Source organism: Pseudomonas sp. B10(2017) (assembly GCF_002113295.1).
In the GTDB taxonomy this organism is placed as follows: Bacteria; Pseudomonadota; Gammaproteobacteria; order Pseudomonadales; family Pseudomonadaceae; genus Aquipseudomonas; species Aquipseudomonas pudica.
Window position 1 is genome coordinate 59,981 of the sequence record NZ_NEJU01000002.1, and the last position, 15,065, is coordinate 75,045.

General features: G+C 64.1%; 14 protein-coding genes. 7 read left to right on the forward strand and 7 right to left on the reverse strand.

Translation table 11 applies throughout. From position 1 onward, the window contains the following. Positions 1-71: 71 nt before the first annotated feature. Positions 72-371: a hypothetical protein gene (locus CAF92_RS02820; RefSeq protein ID WP_085599078.1), complete on the forward strand. Its 300-nt coding sequence runs from the start codon at positions 72-74 to the stop codon at positions 369-371. A gap of 59 nt (positions 372-430) precedes the next feature. Here CAF92_RS02820 and CAF92_RS02825 read toward each other — a convergent pair whose 3' ends face one another. Both CAF92_RS02825 and CAF92_RS02830 read right to left on the reverse strand, forming a co-directional pair. Next, positions 431-1,243, reverse strand: coding sequence for a class I SAM-dependent methyltransferase (locus tag CAF92_RS02825; RefSeq protein WP_046615451.1), 813 nt, complete (start codon positions 1,241-1,243; stop codon positions 431-433). A gap of 288 nt (positions 1,244-1,531) precedes the next feature. Then, entirely contained in the window at positions 1,532-3,721 is a 2,190-nt protein-coding gene (locus CAF92_RS02830) for an OsmC domain/YcaO domain-containing protein (protein WP_085599080.1), read from the reverse strand. 384 nt (positions 3,722-4,105) lie between these two features. Between CAF92_RS02830 and CAF92_RS02835 the strand changes: the two genes are divergently transcribed. The 4 genes from CAF92_RS02835 (at position 4,106) to CAF92_RS02850 (ending at position 9,337) form a co-directional block, all read left to right on the forward strand. Further along, positions 4,106-4,561: a (2Fe-2S)-binding protein gene (locus tag CAF92_RS02835; protein WP_046615453.1), complete on the forward strand. Its 456-nt coding sequence runs from the start codon at positions 4,106-4,108 to the stop codon at positions 4,559-4,561. Further along, positions 4,561-6,810 carry a molybdopterin cofactor-binding domain-containing protein gene (locus CAF92_RS02840; protein ID WP_046615454.1) on the forward strand — a complete coding sequence of 750 codons (2,250 nt, stop codon included), beginning with the start codon at positions 4,561-4,563 and terminating at the stop codon, positions 6,808-6,810. Before CAF92_RS02835 ends, CAF92_RS02840 begins: the two co-directional genes overlap by 1 nt. 17 nt (positions 6,811-6,827) lie before the next feature. Then, on the forward strand, positions 6,828-8,171 hold the full coding sequence (locus CAF92_RS02845; RefSeq protein WP_085599082.1) for a cytochrome c: 1,344 nt from the start codon (positions 6,828-6,830) through the stop codon (positions 8,169-8,171). Positions 8,172-8,317: 146 nt separating this feature from the next. Beyond that, positions 8,318-9,337 (forward strand): XdhC family protein, encoded by a 1,020-nt coding sequence (locus tag CAF92_RS02850; protein ID WP_085599084.1) that lies wholly within the window; start codon positions 8,318-8,320, stop codon positions 9,335-9,337. Positions 9,338-9,358: 21 nt separating this feature from the next. On the opposite strand, the gene CAF92_RS02855 is transcribed toward CAF92_RS02850, so the two are convergent. The 4 genes from CAF92_RS02855 to CAF92_RS02870 form a co-directional block, all read right to left on the reverse strand. Next, complete coding sequence (locus CAF92_RS02855) at positions 9,359-10,147, reverse strand: ABC transporter substrate-binding protein (RefSeq protein ID WP_085599086.1); 789 nt, start codon at positions 10,145-10,147, stop codon at positions 9,359-9,361. 167 nt (positions 10,148-10,314) lie between these two features. Then, positions 10,315-10,956 (reverse strand): LysE family translocator, encoded by a 642-nt coding sequence (locus CAF92_RS02860; protein WP_025338811.1) that lies wholly within the window; start codon positions 10,954-10,956, stop codon positions 10,315-10,317. 50 nt (positions 10,957-11,006) lie between these two features. Then, the gene (locus CAF92_RS02865; RefSeq protein ID WP_012271937.1) at positions 11,007-11,207 is read right to left on the reverse strand and encodes a DUF1289 domain-containing protein; all 201 of its coding nucleotides are present in this window, start codon (positions 11,205-11,207) and stop codon (positions 11,007-11,009) included. Positions 11,208-11,215: 8 nt separating this feature from the next. Beyond that, entirely contained in the window at positions 11,216-11,533 is a 318-nt protein-coding gene (locus CAF92_RS02870; protein WP_085599088.1) for a hypothetical protein, read from the reverse strand. A 317-nt stretch (positions 11,534-11,850) separates the two neighbouring features. Between CAF92_RS02870 and CAF92_RS02875 the strand changes: the two genes are divergently transcribed. Beyond that, positions 11,851-13,599 (forward strand): BCCT family transporter, encoded by a 1,749-nt coding sequence (locus tag CAF92_RS02875; protein ID WP_046615459.1) that lies wholly within the window; start codon positions 11,851-11,853, stop codon positions 13,597-13,599. Positions 13,600-13,665: 66 nt separating this feature from the next. Here CAF92_RS02875 and CAF92_RS02880 read toward each other — a convergent pair whose 3' ends face one another. Continuing rightward, complete coding sequence (locus tag CAF92_RS02880; RefSeq protein ID WP_015270715.1) at positions 13,666-14,145, reverse strand: VOC family protein; 480 nt, start codon at positions 14,143-14,145, stop codon at positions 13,666-13,668. A 205-nt stretch (positions 14,146-14,350) separates the two neighbouring features. On the opposite strand from CAF92_RS02880, the gene CAF92_RS02885 reads away from it, so the two are divergent. Continuing rightward, complete coding sequence (locus tag CAF92_RS02885; protein WP_046615460.1) at positions 14,351-15,001, forward strand: TIGR04211 family SH3 domain-containing protein; 651 nt, start codon at positions 14,351-14,353, stop codon at positions 14,999-15,001. Positions 15,002-15,065 lie beyond the last annotated feature (64 nt).

Here is a 15,065-nt window from a genome sequence, read left to right on the forward strand (position 1 = left end):
CGATAGTTCACCGCTTCGCTGGTATGAAATATCCTGCAAGGCATTCGTCGCCCAGTGCAGAAGGTGATCACATGTGCAGAAAACCGATTCGTCCGGACATGTCCTGGGCTCTGCCTACCCTGCTCGCTCTGTGCCTGGCGCTCACCGCTGGCTGCTCCAGCAAAACCGGCAAGGCCCGATACGCTACGTCAGCCATCGGTTCCAATTGCTTCGCCAAGGCCGTGCCCACGGCTGGCGAGGGCGGCCTGGCCTGGGGCAATACCCTGAGCGTTGCCCGGCAGAAGTCAATGAACAACTGCATGCGTTATGCCAGCCGCTCGGGAGGTACGCCCAGGACATGCCAGGTGGTGATGGCCAAGTGCAAGAACTGAAAGAACCTGAACAGCCTTGTCACCGCCGCCACCTGCACAGGCCTTCCAGGGAGCGCCTGCTAACCCCGGATGATCACCACCTCCAGATATTCACTGGGCACCACCAATGACCTAGGTCCGCCCACATTGCGTTCATCCAGCAGCTGAGTCAGATCCCGTTCCAGCGCACCGGCCGCCTCCCGTTCCAGCGAGGCAAACGCCTTGTGCACCGGCCCGTACCAGGTGCGGAACACCTCGATGAAATGCGCTGCCGAGCGATAGCGGAAGTTGAAGTGCTGGCGGCTGACCTTCAATTCGCCCAGCGCCCCTTCGAACATCTCGCGCAGCTGTTCTTCATCACCCCAGCGTGAAGGCGGCAGAGCACCGGCTGGTGGCGGTACATGCCGCCCGAGGGTCTTGAACATCTGGCCGACGAACCCTTGCGGGGTCCAGTTGGCCAGGCCGATCCGGCCACCGGGCCGGCACACCCGGCTCAATTCACGCGCGGCCTGGGCCTGGTCGGGGGCGAACATCACGCCGAAAGTGGACAGCACCGCATCGAAAGTGCCATCGGCAAACGGCAGCGCTTCGGCATCGGCGGTCTGGAACAGCACATTGAGGTGCTCGGCCCGCGCGCGTTCTTCACCGCGCTTGAGCAGCTCGGGCACATAGTCGGTGGAGGTGACACGGCAGCCGCGCCGGGCAGCAGCAAGGGTGGCATTGCCGTTGCCGGCGGCGACATCCAGCACCTGCTCGTCCCAGCGCAGGTCACAGGCTTCGGCCAGGCGCTCGCCAACCAGTTGCAGGGTGGTGCCGATTACCGCGTAGTCGCCACTGGCCCACGCGGCTTGCTGGCGGGCTTTGAGGGCATTGGTATCCAAAGGAGTGCTCATGGTCTGCGCCTTCTTGTTGTGCGCGGCCGAGGTCCTTCTGGCGGTCAACGCGCCATGGATCGAGGGGATGGGAGCAAAACGCTACGCGCCTGGCAGGCGAAGCGGCAAGACAGATTGGGGATAGCGACAAGAACAAAGCGCTATATGAAGGCTACCGGCCCAATCGCCGGCAAGCCAGCTCCCACTTCGACAGCACTGGCCTCAAGGGCTGTGCTATCCCTGTGGGAGCTGGCTTGCCGGCGATGAGGCCAGAACGGACAGTACAAGATTGCGGTTGGAGCGCTGCGGCTATCCGGCGAACTTGGCCCGCGCTGCATGCAGCTTCTTGTAGCTTTCGATCAGGCGCAGGTGGCGATCGAGGCCTTCGAGCTTCATGCTGGTCGGGGTCAGGCCATGGAAGCGCACGCTGCCGTTCACCGAGCCCAACACCGCGTCCATGCGCGGGTTGCCGAACATGCGCCGGAAATTGGCTTCGTAATCGTCCATTTCCAGTTCGTCGTCCAGCAGCACTTCCAGCACCACGTTCAGCGCCTGGTAGAACAGGCCGCGCTCGACGGTGTTGTCGTTGAACTGCAGGAACGCCTCGACCAGCTCCTTGGCGTCCTCGAAGCGCTGTACCGCCAGGCAGATGAGCAGCTTCAGCTCCAGAATGGTCAGCTGGCCCCACACCGTGTTCTCGTCGAACTCCACGCCGATCAGCGTGGTGATGGTGGTGTAGTCATCTACATCGCAGTTGTCCAAGCGCTTGAGCAGCAGCTTGAGGGAACGGTTGTCCAGGCTGTGCAGGTTGAGGATGTCGGCGCGGAACGACAGGGCGCGGTTGGTGTTGTCCCAGATCAGGTCCTCGACCGGGTAGATCTCCGAATAACCCGGTACCAGGATGCGGCAGGCGGTGGCGCCAAGGTTGTCGTACACGGCCATGTACACTTCCTTGCCCAGGTCCTCGAGGATGCCGAACAGGGTCGCGGCTTCCTGCACGTTGGAATCCTCGCCGTGGCCGGAGAAGTCCCACTCGACGAACTCGAAGTCGGCCTTGGCGCTGAAGAAGCGCCACGACACCACGCCACTGGAATCGATGAAGTGCTCGACGAAGTTGTTCGGTTCGGTCAGCGCGTGGCTTTCGAAGGTCGGTTGCGGCAGGTCGTTCAAACCTTCGAAGCTGCGGCCCTGAAGCAGTTCGGTGAGGCTGCGCTCCAGCGCCACTTCCAGGCTCGGGTGGGCGCCGAAAGAAGCGAACACGCCGCCGGTGCGCGGGTTCATCAAGGTCACGCACATTACCGGGAACTCGCCACCCAGCGACGCATCCTTGACCAGCACCGGGAAGCCCTGCTCTTCCAGGCCCTGGATGCCGGCGACGATGGCCGGGTACTTGGCCAGCACCTCCTGCGGCACATCTGGCAGGCACAGCTCGCCTTCGAGGATTTCGCGCTTCACGGCGCGCTCGAAGATTTCCGACAGGCACTGCACCTGCGCCTCGGCCAGGGTGTTGCCGGCACTCATGCCGTTGCTGAGGAACAGGTTCTCGATCAGGTTGGACGGGAAGTACACCACCTGCTGGTCGGACTGGCGCACGAATGGCAACGAGCAGATGCCGCGCGCGGTGTTGCCCGAGTTGGTGTCGTACAGGTGCGAGCCACGCAGCTCGCCGTCCGGGTTGTAGATTGCCAGGCAGTGCTCATCGAGGATCTCGGCCGGCAGCGCATCGCGCGGGCCGGGTTTGAACCACTGCTCGTTCGGGTAGTGCACGAACGACGCGTTGGCCAGGTCCTCGCCCCAGAACTGATCGTTGTAGAAGAAGTTGCAGTTCAGCCGCTCGATGAACTCGCCCAGCGCCGAGGCCAGCGCGGCCTCCTTGGTCGCGCCCTTGCCGTTGGTGAAGCACATCGGCGACTGGGCGTCGCGCACATGCAGCGACCACACGTTGGGCACGATGTTGCGCCACGAGGCGATCTCGATCTTCATCCCCAGCCCGGCGAGGATGCCCGACATGTTGGCGATGGTCTGCTCCAGCGGCAGGTCCTTGCCGGGGATATAGGTGCTGGTGTCCGCCACCGGCATCAGCAGGCCCTGGGCATCGGCATCGAGGTTGTCGACCACTTCGATCACGAACTCGGGGCCGGTCTGCACCACCTTCTTCACCGTGCAGCGGTCGATGGAGCGCAGGATGCCTTGGCGGTCCTTCTCGGAAATGTCCTCGGGCAACTCGACCTGGATCTTGAAGACCTGGTTGTAGCGGTTTTCCGGGTCGACGATGTTGTTCTGCGACAGGCGGATGTTTTCGGTAGGGATGTCGCGGGTCTGGCAGTACAGCTTGACGAAGTAAGCCGCGCACAAGGCCGAAGACGCCAGGAAATAGTCGAACGGCCCCGGGGCCGAGCCATCACCCTTGTAGCGAATCGGTTGGTCGGCGATCACCGTGAAGTCGTCGAACTTGGCTTCGAGACGGAGATTGTCGAGAAAATTGACCTTGATTTCCATGCGGGGATTACCGTGATTTAAGCGTGCAAAACGAAATTGGCCGGCATTATCCGGGTTTTCGCTGCGGAAGTCCTCTTCACCTCCAAATGCGCTTTCTTGTAGGAGCGGCCTTGTGTCGCGATGGGCCGCAAAGCGGCCCCTTACAATACTGCATGCTGCCCTGGGGCCGCTGCGCGCCCCATCGCGACACAAGGCCGCTCCTACAGGCGATAGCGCACATCGCTGCTTGCGCATTTCACCGAATTGCTTGCCTGATCCTCTGAACCTGCGCCCGCCAACAGACCAGCGGTCACCCCGCTGTGCTAGCGTTTCTGCACTGGGGAGCACCGTATTCCCCGATCAGAAGAATCCAAGCGACAGCAACCGTTGACGGGCAGGTGAACCATGGAACTACGCATCAACCAGAAGACCTACCAGGTCGAGGCAGACGCCGATACGCCCCTGCTGTGGGTGATCCGCGACGACCTGGGGCTGACCGGCACCAAGTATGGCTGCGGCCTGGCCCAGTGCGGCGCCTGTTCGGTGCTGGTGGACGGCAACGTGGTGCGCGCCTGCGTCACCCCGGTGGCCGGCGTGGTCGGGCGCGAAGTGACCACCATCGAGGCGATCGAGGCCGATGCCGTCGGCAAACGCGTGGTCGCAGCCTGGGTCGAGCACCAGGTGGCCCAGTGCGGCTACTGCCAGTCCGGCCAGGTAATGGCGGCCACGGCGCTGCTCAAGCACACGCCCAAGCCCAGTGACGCCCAGATCGAGGCCGCCATGGTCAACCTGTGCCGCTGCGGCACCTACAACGCCATCCATGCCGCCATGCATGAGCTGGCCCAAGGGGAGAAGGCCTGATGAACACACCAGTCGATACCCCCGCCGAACTGCTCAGGCTGCAACTGGGCGAAACGGTCAACCTGTCACGTCGGCGCTTTCTTGCCGGCACGGCTGTCGGTGCCCTGGTGCTGGGTTTCGGCCTGCCCATGGGGTCGGCCCGCGTGCAGGCAGCCGCCGCCGCAACCCCGGAGCGCGGCACGCAGGTGCCGGCGTTTCTGGAGATCCGACCGGACGGCAAAGTGCGCCTGCTCAGCCCGTTCATGGAAGGTGGCCAAGGCCCCTTCACCGCCATGGCGCAGATCGTGGGTGAAGAGCTGGACGTCGACCCGGCCAATTTTGTGGTCGACAGCGCGCCGCCCGGCGAAGCCTATGTAGTGATGGAGAACGGCATGCGCATCACCGGCGGCAGCATGTCGGTGCGCATGAGCTACCCGACCATGCGCCGCCTGGGCGCCCTCGCCCGGGCCATGCTGCTGCAGGCGGGCGCCGAGCAGCTGGGCGTGCCGGTCGAAGAACTCTCCACCACGCCGGGCCATGTGGTACATACCACGACTGGCCGCTCCATTCCCTACGGTGAACTGGCCGGGCGCGCCATGGACCTGCCAGTACCGGACCCAGCCAGCGTCAAGCTGCGCGACCCCAGCCAGTTTCGCTGGATCGGCAAACCGGTACGTCGCCTGGATGCCTACGACAAGTCCACCGGCAAGGCCGTATACAGCATCGACATCAAGGTCGACGGCATGCTCCACGCCGCCGTGCAGCACGCACCACGCCTGGGCATGACCGTCGGCAGCCTGCGCAACGAAGACCAGGTCAAGGCCATGAAAGGCGTGCATTCGGTGCATCAGCTGCCGGGTGCCGTGGCGGTGGTTGCCGAACGCTGGTGGCACGCCAAGCGCGCGGTCGAAGCCATCCAGGTGGACTGGAAGGAGCCCGCGGCCGACAGCCCGGTACGGCCGATGCCGGCCGATTTCTCCAGCGATGGTTGGCGCGAGCACCTGGCCACGGTCACGGGCCCGGCGCGCGACGACGAAAACCAGGGCGACGTGGCCGGCATGCTGGCCAGTGCCAAGACCCGGGTCGAAGCAACCTACCACAACCAGTACCTCAACCACGCACAGCTGGAGCCGCCGTCGGCACTGGCGCGCTTCAACCCGGACGGCAGCCTGGAAGTGTGGCTGCCCAACCAGGCGCCGGACATGTTCCGTGACGACATTGCCAAACGCACCGGCCTGGCCCCGGCGCAGATCACCCTGCATTCGCCGTTGCTGGGCGGTTTCTTTGGCCGCCACTTCCTGTACGACTCGGCCAATCCCTATCCACAGGCCATTGCCTTGGCCAAGGCGGTCGGCCGGCCGGTGAAACTCATCTGGAGCCGCGAAGAGGAATTCCTCCGCGATGTGTTGCGCCCGGTCGCCGTGGTCAAGTTCCGCGCCGGGCTGGATGCCGATGGCCTGCCGGTGGCCCTCGAAGCAGTGAGCGCCACCGAAGGCCCGACCGAAGCCATCGCTGGCAAGCAAGGCGAAAAACTCGACCCTACCGCGCTCGAAGGGCTGTCGGGCAAGTCCTACGCCATCGCCAACAAGCGCATCGCGCAGATCTATGTAAAAGGCCCGGCCATGCTCGGCTACTGGCGCTCGGTGGGCAACTCGCTGAACGACTTCTTCTATGAATCGTTCCTCGACGAGCTGGCCGACAAAGGCGGCAAGGACCCGTTCGAACTGCGCCTGCACCTGCTGCGCGACAACCAGCGCCTGACCAACCTGTTGCAGGCCGTCGCAGAGCTTTCCGGCGGCTGGAAGCGTGGGCCGTTCACCGCCGAGGATGGCAGCAAACGGGCGCGTGGCGTGGCCATGGCCTCGCCGTTCGGCTCGGAGGCAGCGGTCATTGCCGAGGTGTCGATCGAGAATGGCCAGGTCAAGGTGCACGACATCTGGCAGGCCATCGACCCGGGCAGCATCGTCAACCCGGCGATCATCGAGCATCAGGTCAACGGCGCCGTCGCCCTGGGCCTGTCGCAGACACTGCTGGAAGAAGCGGTGTACGTGGATGGCAAGCCGCGCGCGCGCAACTACGACCTGTACCCGATCCTGCCGCCGTCGCGCATGGCCAGGGTACACGTGCGCATTGTCGAAAGCGGGGCGAAGATGGGCGGCATCGGCGAGCCACCGTTGCCCGCAGTGGCACCGGCGGTGGCCAACGCAGTCGCGCAGCTCACCGGCCAGCGCGTGCGCAGCCTGCCATTGAGCCGCCATACCTTCAGCTGAGCAGACAAGGACGCCCCATGACCCATCGTTTCGCAAGAACTGCTGGCTGGCTGGCGCTGCCGTGCCTGGTCGCGGCAGGCCTGCTGGCCTGGTACGTCACCCGCGAGCCCGCCTCGCCATTTGCCGATGTGCAGGCCACCACTGCCGACCCGGCGCTGGTCAGCCGTGGCGAGTACGTGGCCCGCCTCAGCGACTGCGTGGCCTGCCACAGCCTGCCGGACGGCAAACCGTTCGCTGGCGGGCTGGAAATGGCCACCCCGCTGGGGGCGATTCACGCCACCAATATCACCCCCGACCGCAGCACCGGCATCGGTGGCTACAGCCTGGCCGACTTCGACCGTGCCGTGCGCCAAGGCGTCGCGCCCGGTGGCCGGCGGCTGTACCCGGCCATGCCCTACCCGTCCTACGCCAAGCTCAGCGATGACGATGTAAAGGCGCTGTATGCCTTCTTCATGCACGGCGTGCAACCCGTGCAGCAAGCCAACCTTGCCAGCGACATTCCCTGGCCGCTGAACTGGCGCTGGCCCATTGCGATGTGGAACGGCCTGTTCGCCGCCACCGCTCCGTACGCCGATCAGGCCGGGCAGGATGCGCAGTGGAACCGCGGCGCCTACATCGTCCAGGGCCCTGGCCACTGTGGCAGCTGCCATACGCCGCGCGGCCTGGCCTTCAACGAAAAGGCCCTGGATGACAGCGGCAAGCCATTCCTCGCTGGTGCCCTGCTCGATGGCTGGTATGCACCGAGCCTGCGTGCCGACCCCAACACCGGGCTGGGTCGCTGGAGCGAGGCCGAGATCGCGCAGTTCCTCAAGGCCGGCCGCAATCGGCATGCGGTGGTATTCGGCTCGATGACCGAGGCATTCAACAACTCCACGCAATTCATGAGTGACGACGACCTGGCCGCCATCGCCCGCTACCTGAAGTCGCTGCCCGGCGACCCGCAACGCGACGGTGCGCCGTGGCAGTACCAGGCCGAAACGACGGCCGCGCTGCTCGACAGCCCTGGGGGGCATACCTATGTAACCCGCTGTGCGTCGTGCCACGGCCTGGATGGCAAGGGCCAGGCCGAATGGATGCCACCTTTGGCTGGCGCTACTTCGGCACTGGCCAAGGAAGACGCCTCGGCGATCAATATCACCCTCAATGGTTCGCAGCGGGTGGTGACGGCCGGGTTGCCCGATGCGTATCGCATGCCAGCCTTCCGTGAGCAATTGAGTGACCAGGAAATTGCCGATGTGCTGGGTTTCGTGCGCAGTGCCTGGGGGAACCATGGTGGCGCGGTGAATGCGCAGGCGGTGGGCAAGTTGCGTGGGCATACCGACCCGGCCAGCAGTAGCCCGATCATTTTGCACATGCGCTGAAATGGGTAGTGCCTGTACCGGCCTCTTCGCGGGCATGCCCGCTCCCACAGGTATGGCGCCGCCCTTCAGGACTGTGGGGTCCCTGTGGGAGCGGGCAAGCCCGCGAAGAAGCCGGCCCAGCCAACATCAGGTTTAATGGAGTACCCATGGAAAGCATCGACCTGCTGGTCCTGCGCACCACCCGAGACTGGCTCGCCGCCGGCCACCGCACCTTGCTGGCTACAGTCGCCCGCACCTGGGGCTCCTCCCCACGCCCGGTCGGCTCGATGATGGCCCTGCGCAGCGACGGCCGTGTGGTCGGCAGTGTCTCTGGCGGCTGCATCGAGGACGACCTCATTCACCGCTACACCAATGCCTATGGCGGCCCCGGCATGCCCGGCGGCCTGCCCCAGGTGGTGCGCTATGGCGTCAGTGCCGACGAGGCACACCGCTTCGGCCTGCCCTGTGGCGGCACCCTCGAACTGGTGCTGGAATTCGCCCCGTCGCTGCCACACCTGGAGCAACTGCTCGCCGACCTCGACGGCGGCAATCTGGTACGCCGTGGGCTTGACCTGCGCAGCGGGGAGACCAACCTTATCGCCACCACCACGCCCGAACTGTTCAGTTTCGATGGCCGGCACATGCTCAGCACCCTGGGCCCCGGCTATCGCCTGCTGCTGATCGGTGCCGGCGCGCTGGCCGAATACCTGGCGACCATGGCCCTGTTCAATGGCTTCAGCGTTTCACTGTGCGACCCGCGCCCCGAGTACACGGCAGGCTGGAACGTTGCCGGCGTCAACCACCTGGCTGGCATGCCGGACGACGTGGTCCGCGCCTTCACCCCGGACCTGCGCAGCGCAATCGTTGCCGTCAGCCACGACCCCAAGCTGGACGACCTGGCCCTGCTCGAAGCCCTGCACAGCCCGGCGTTCTATATCGGTGCCATCGGCTCACGGCGCAACAGCCAGCTGCGCCGGGAGCGGCTGATCGAACACTTTGGCGAAAGCGAAGCGTCGTTGCAGCGCCTGCACGGTCCTATCGGCATCTATATCGGTAGCAAGACCCCGGCCGAGATTGCCGTCAGCGTCATGGCCGAGATCCTCGCTGCGAAGAACGATGTCACCCTGCCCGGCGCAGTCAGTGTGACCCGGGCCAAGGAAGCCGAACAGCTGGCCCGGTCCCTGTAGGAGCGCATACCAGGCTGCTATTTATTGCCAACGCTCCAGGTTTTGCTGCAGCAGTTGCTCCGGCAACGCACCGGCAACGATCTTTTCCATCTCCTTCGCCAGTGCCTCACGCAGCTGCGGCTGGTTGCAGGGCGAATCATGCGACAGCGCCAGGTACAACCCTTCGCTGGATATCGGTGGTTCCAGCACCTGCAAAGTGTCGGCAATCCCCAATGTGCGCGCCAGCGCCAAGCCGGGATACTGCTCGTACACCACGTAATCGCTGCGCTTGTGCATCAACTTCTCGAATGCCTGCCTGGCACCAGGTACCGCTTCGAGGGTGAGGTTGGTCCTGGCGTAATCGTCGAACTGCTGGCCGTGGCTGTTGTTGACCAGCGTGCCGCCTTTGCGGCCCTTCAGGTCGGCCCATTGCCGGTAGGCAAAGGCATTGTCCTGGCGCACCCAGATAACGCTGGGTGTATGCAGAAATGCCGGGGTGATGAAGTCCATCTGTTGCTGGCGGACCTTGGTCAGGAAATACCCGGCCATCAGGTCGATCCGGCCCGTGCGTACCTCTTCCTGGGCGCGCGACCACGGCCCGCCGTAGACCACCTCGATTTCCAACCCCAATTGCTCGCCCAGATACTTGAGCAGGTCGGCATTGGCACCGATCAGTTGCTGGGGGTTTTGCGGATCGCGCCACAGGTAGGGGGGGTATTCCGGGTTACCGGTGGCAGTCAGCCGCCGGCATTCCTCGTGCGCTACCGCCACCAGCGGCAGCAGCAGGCACGGCAATAACAGCAAAGCGTGGCGAAAGCAGCGCTCGATCATCGACAACCCTCGGCACATGTGACCTCCGCAGACCTGGAGCGGTGGCCAAAGGCTGCCACATCCTGTGGTCGACTGCAGCACCCCTCTGTGCGTGCTGTAGACAGTCTGGACCATGCATGACCATCAGGTTGGCCATTTATCGGCCAGCGGGGAGCGCCCCTCGTACTTCAGGCCCCCTGCCGGCGCATCGCCAGGATCGCCGCACCAAAACCGATAAAGGTGGTGCCCACCACCCGGCTCACCCAGCGCGACAACGACGGCCGGGTCAGCACGCCCTTGGCCCGCGCCGCCAATGCGGCATACAGGCTCAGCGAAACCAGCGACAACGCAACGAATATTCCGGTCAGGATCAGGAACTGCGGCAGCAACGCCGCACCTTGGTCGATGAACTGCGGGAACAGTGCGGTGAAGAACATGGTCGCCTTGGGGTTGGTCACTGCCGTGAGGAAGGCCGACTTGTAGAGCTTCAGCGGCGTGGGCCGGACCTTGGCCACACCCTCTGCGGCGCCCTGCGCCAGCATCGGGCTCTTTTTCAGCAATTGCCGCGCCCCCAGGTAGAACAGGTAGCCCGCCCCCAGGATCTTCACGGCGTTGAACAGCATTTCGGAACTGGCCAACAGCGCGCCAAGCCCCAGCATGGCAGCTGCCGAAAGGCAGAACAGGCCCGAGCCATTGCCCAGCGACGACCAGATCGCGCTGCGCTGGCCATGGGCCAGGCTGTTGTTGATGGCCATGAGGGTGGCAGGGCCGGGGCTGGCGATCGCGATGGCAGCGACCAGGGTAAAGGCAAACAGCGAGTGAGAATCCATTTTCAGGCTCGTCAGACAATCAGGAAAGGCCGCGCGCAGGGTGCGCAGGTTCAGTCGGCATTCTGCCGCTTGGCCGCCTTCTTGGCGATAGCCTTCATCCGCGTTGCCGCCCGCTGCACGGTGGCCATCTTCTCGGGGCGCTTCATGCCCCGCCATTTGCGGATTTCGTCACGGGTGCGACCGCAGCTCACGCACAACTCGCTGTTGAGCTGGCACAGCGAGACGCAGGGGTTGTCGATGTCTTTGGCCATGCCGCCACTCAGCCAGGCATTTCTGCCTGCGCGCGCTCAGCGGCGCGGTGGAACACCTGGCACACTTCTTCGGCCTTGACCTTGCTGACCGACCTGGCAGCCAGCAGCTCGTCGACCACGCGCACGCCCTGTTCCAGGGCGGTGGCCAGTTGCTCGGGGTCGGAGGCGTCAGCGATGTCACCCAGATAAGGAGCGATGAGATACACGTAACGGTCCTGTAGCTTGAGCGCTTCCAGCGCGTCGAGGGCTTTCTGGAACCGATCGGCAGCGGCAGGGCTCATGCTCAATTTATCGAAATGAATCAGGCTCACACGGTCAGTGGCCATTTGGACGAATCTCCGTTTCCTGGTACGGCCAGGCCCACAAGCAGCAACGCTTCTACGGTGCTCGGATGTGCAGGCCCGGGGAATGCCCATCAGGTTACCAGAACGCGAAGCAGAAAGGGCCATCGCCCCCAGAACTAAAAGTAGTTGGCAGGTCGCGTAATGGACGCCCCGGGGCGTAATCGGGACAGGAGCCGCCGTTTCGCGCGCAGGATAATCCAGCCAGCAATCTCCCCGCCGAGGCAGTCATCGAACTCGGTAGCCCACACAAAACTACAAGCCTGCACCAGCAGGTAAGCCAGAAAGGGGCCTCATCATTCATGGCAAAGGAACACATCACCGAAACGCTCGACCTTGGCGTGACGGACCCCTCGAAAACCGCAGAAGCACGCCAGGACCGGCGTTTCGAGGGCAAGCTCGACTGGATCGTCTTTGGTTTCACCAGCCTCCTGGCTATCGCTTTCGTCCTCTGGGGCTTCCTCAACCAGGCCAGCCTCGCCACCAGCGCCTCCAGCGCGCAATCCTGGGTCATTCTCAACTTCGGCTGGTTCTTCGTGCTTACCTCCACGCTGTTCGTGGTGTTCGTGTTGTGGCTGGCCGCCAGCCGTTACGGCCGGGTCCCGCTGGGCCGTGATGGCGAACAGCCGGAATTCCGTACGGTGTCGTGGGTGGCGATGATGTTCAGCGCCGGCATGGGCATCGGCCTGATGTTCTTCGGCGTTGCCGAACCGCTTTCGCACTATGTGTCGCCACCGCCAGGGACGGCCACCGGGCAGTCCAGTGAAGCGATGCAGGTGGCCATGGCCACCACGCTGTTCCACTGGACGCTGCACCCCTGGGCCATGTACGCCATCGTCGGCCTGGTGATTGCCTATGGCACCTTCCGTCGCGGCCGCTCGCAGCTGATTTCCGCCGCCTTCCGGCCGTTGATCGGCAAGCATGCCAACGGCCCGCTCGGCCGCCTGATAGACATGATGGCGATCTTCGCCACGCTGTTCGGCTCGGCAGCCTCGCTGGGCCTGGGCGCGCTGCAGATCGCCGGTGGCCTGGAATACAACGGCTGGATCGAAAGCCCCGGCAAGCTGTTCTACATATCGATAATCACCCTGCTGACCATTGCCTTCGTCACCTCGGCGGTGTCGGGCATCGGCAAGGGCATCCAGTGGCTGTCCAACACCAACATGGTACTGGCGCTGGTGCTGGCGTTGTTCGTGTTCATCGTCGGCCCGACCCTGCTGATGCTCAACCTGCTGCCAACCTCGATCGGCATCTACGTCAAGATGCTGCCGGAAATGATGGCCCGCACCAACGCCAGCGGCGGCGAGCAGATGAACAGCTGGCTGGCCGGCTGGACCGTGTTCTACTGGGCCTGGTGGATTTCCTGGACGCCGTTCGTGGGCATGTTCATCGCCCGCATCAGCCGCGGCCGCACCATCCGCCAGTTCGTTACCGGGGTGCTGCTGGTACCGAGCCTGGTCAGCCTGGTGTGGTTCACCATCTTTGGCGGCGCGAGTATCGACGCCCTGCGTGAAGGCGCCTTCCAGCTGGCCAACGGTGCGGTCAACAGCAATCACGCGCTGTACCAGTTGCTGGAAAGCTACCCGCTGGCCTCGGTGACATCGGTGCTGGTGATGGTGCTGGTGGGCATCTTCTTCGTCTCCGGTGCCGATGCGGCCTCGCTGGTGATGGGCACGCTGTCGGAGCATGGCACCACCACGCCATCGCGACGTACAGTGATCTTCTGGGGCGCACTGACCGGTACTGTTGCGGCAATCATGCTGGCGATTGGCGACCCGCGCGACCCCGGCGAGGCGCTGACCGGCCTGCAGAACCTGACCATCGTCGTGGCCCTGCCGTTCGTGGTGGTGATGGTGCTGCTGTGCCTGGCGCTGTACCGCGACCTGCGCAAGGACCCGATGATGCTGCGCCACCTGCGCGGCAACGAACTGATCGAGAAGGCCGTGCTGTATGGCGCGGTGAAGCATGGCGAAGAGTTCTACATCGTGGTGCAGGAGAAGAAGACTTCGACCAAGCCGGCGTCGGCAGAGGCCGAAGTGACCGGCAACTGACCTGGCAAGTTTGTGGAATCGGGGGCTGCTGCGCAGCCCCCGATCAAGATGCCTTCACTGCCGTGGTCAGCCCTTCAACGCCGCCTCTATCCTGGCCACATCGATCTTGCCCATCTGCATCATGGCGTCGAACGCCCGCTTGGCCGCCGCCCGGTCGGGGTGGCCGATGGCTTCGATGAGGATGCGCGGGGTGATCTGCCACGAAATCCCCCATTTATCCTTGCACCAGCCGCAGACGCTGGCCTCCCCGCCGTTGCCGACAATGGCATCCCACAAGCGGTCGGTCTCGGCCTGGTCCTCGGTGCTGACCTGGAATGAAAACGCCTCGCAATGCGTGAAGGCCTTGCCTCCGTTGAGGCCCACGCAGGGAATACCCATGACGCTGAACTCCACGGTAATCACGTCACCCTGTTTCCCGGATGGATAATCAGCAGGTGCCTGATGCACCGCTATCACTGTCGTGTCAGGGAAGACGCTGGCGTAAAAGTTCGCGGCCTCCTCGGCGTCGTTGTCGTACCAGAGGCAGATTGTGTTCTTGGCTGTCATGGTCTTGTTCCATGAAAGGGTGTGAGCCTTTGAGTCTAGTCTCACAGTCGCCGGTTGAAGCCTTGCAACATCCTGCAGACATTTCCGACATTAGGTAGTGAACCTGCTTACAAAAAAACGGTCTTTCGCTGACGGTCAACCCACCGACCGGTTCATCGGCCCAGTCACCGGGCCTACTTTTGTCCTGTTTCAGCGAAGACCCAACATGCCCGATTCCCGCCCGAATGCTTCCGCCCTCACTGCCCTGCGCGGCGGCCTGATCGCCACCTTGGTGGCCCTTGCCGCACCGGTGCACGCCGAAGAGCCTGCCAGCGATGCACGCTGGGTCAGCGACAGCCTGAGCACCTACGTGCGCAGCGGCCCCACCGATGGCCACCGCATTGTCGGCACGCTCAAGTCCGGGCAGAAGCTGACCCTGATCGGCAGCCAAGGCAACTACAGCCAGGTGCGCGGGCAGAACGGCGATGTGGTGTGGATCCTCAGCAACGATCTGCAGTCGGTGCCAGGCCAGAGCGAGCGCCTGCCGCAGCTCGATGCCCAGGTCGCGGACCTGACCGGGCAGTTGAAGAACATCGACGACAGCTGGAAAAACCGCGTACAGGGCATGCAGGAAACCCTGGACTCACGCAAGAAACTGATCGACGAACTGGAGGCGCGCAACAAGGCGCTGAATGAACAGCTCGACCAGAGCCAGTCGCAGCTGCGCGATACCCAGGCCCGCCTGGGGGACGAGAACAAGCAGGTGATGATGCGCTACATGGTGTATGGCGGCAGCATCGCCGGCGCGGGCTTGCTGGCGGGGCTGATCCTGCCGGCGCTGACCCGTGGGCGCCGGAAGAACGATCGCTGGTTCTGACTGGGCCCTCCTGCACTGGCCTCTTCGCGGGCTTGCCCGCTCCCACAGGATTTCCAACAGGCTC

Bases quoted from the DNA above. Each gene is read 5' to 3' on its own strand.
- CAF92_RS02850 (WP_085599084.1), top strand. From the start codon at position 8,318: ATGGAAAGCATCGACCTGCTGGTCCTGCGCACCACCCGAGACTGGCTC.
- CAF92_RS02875 (WP_046615459.1), top strand. From the start codon at position 11,851: ATGGCAAAGGAACACATCACCGAAACGCTCGACCTTGGCGTGACGGAC.
- CAF92_RS02880 (WP_015270715.1), bottom strand. From the start codon at position 14,145: ATGACAGCCAAGAACACAATCTGCCTCTGGTACGACAACGACGCCGAG.
- CAF92_RS02835 (WP_046615453.1), top strand. From the start codon at position 4,106: ATGGAACTACGCATCAACCAGAAGACCTACCAGGTCGAGGCAGACGCC.
- CAF92_RS02865 (WP_012271937.1), bottom strand. From the start codon at position 11,207: ATGGCCAAAGACATCGACAACCCCTGCGTCTCGCTGTGCCAGCTCAAC.
- CAF92_RS02870 (WP_085599088.1), bottom strand. From the start codon at position 11,533: ATGGCCACTGACCGTGTGAGCCTGATTCATTTCGATAAATTGAGCATG.
- CAF92_RS02840 (WP_046615454.1), top strand. From the start codon at position 4,561: ATGAACACACCAGTCGATACCCCCGCCGAACTGCTCAGGCTGCAACTG.
- CAF92_RS02830 (WP_085599080.1), bottom strand. From the start codon at position 3,721: ATGGAAATCAAGGTCAATTTTCTCGACAATCTCCGTCTCGAAGCCAAG.
- CAF92_RS02860 (WP_025338811.1), bottom strand. From the start codon at position 10,956: ATGGATTCTCACTCGCTGTTTGCCTTTACCCTGGTCGCTGCCATCGCG.
- CAF92_RS02885 (WP_046615460.1), top strand. From the start codon at position 14,351: ATGCCCGATTCCCGCCCGAATGCTTCCGCCCTCACTGCCCTGCGCGGC.
- CAF92_RS02855 (WP_085599086.1), bottom strand. From the start codon at position 10,147: ATGATCGAGCGCTGCTTTCGCCACGCTTTGCTGTTATTGCCGTGCCTG.
- CAF92_RS02820 (WP_085599078.1), top strand. From the start codon at position 72: ATGTGCAGAAAACCGATTCGTCCGGACATGTCCTGGGCTCTGCCTACC.
- CAF92_RS02825 (WP_046615451.1), bottom strand. From the start codon at position 1,243: ATGAGCACTCCTTTGGATACCAATGCCCTCAAAGCCCGCCAGCAAGCC.
- CAF92_RS02845 (WP_085599082.1), top strand. From the start codon at position 6,828: ATGACCCATCGTTTCGCAAGAACTGCTGGCTGGCTGGCGCTGCCGTGC.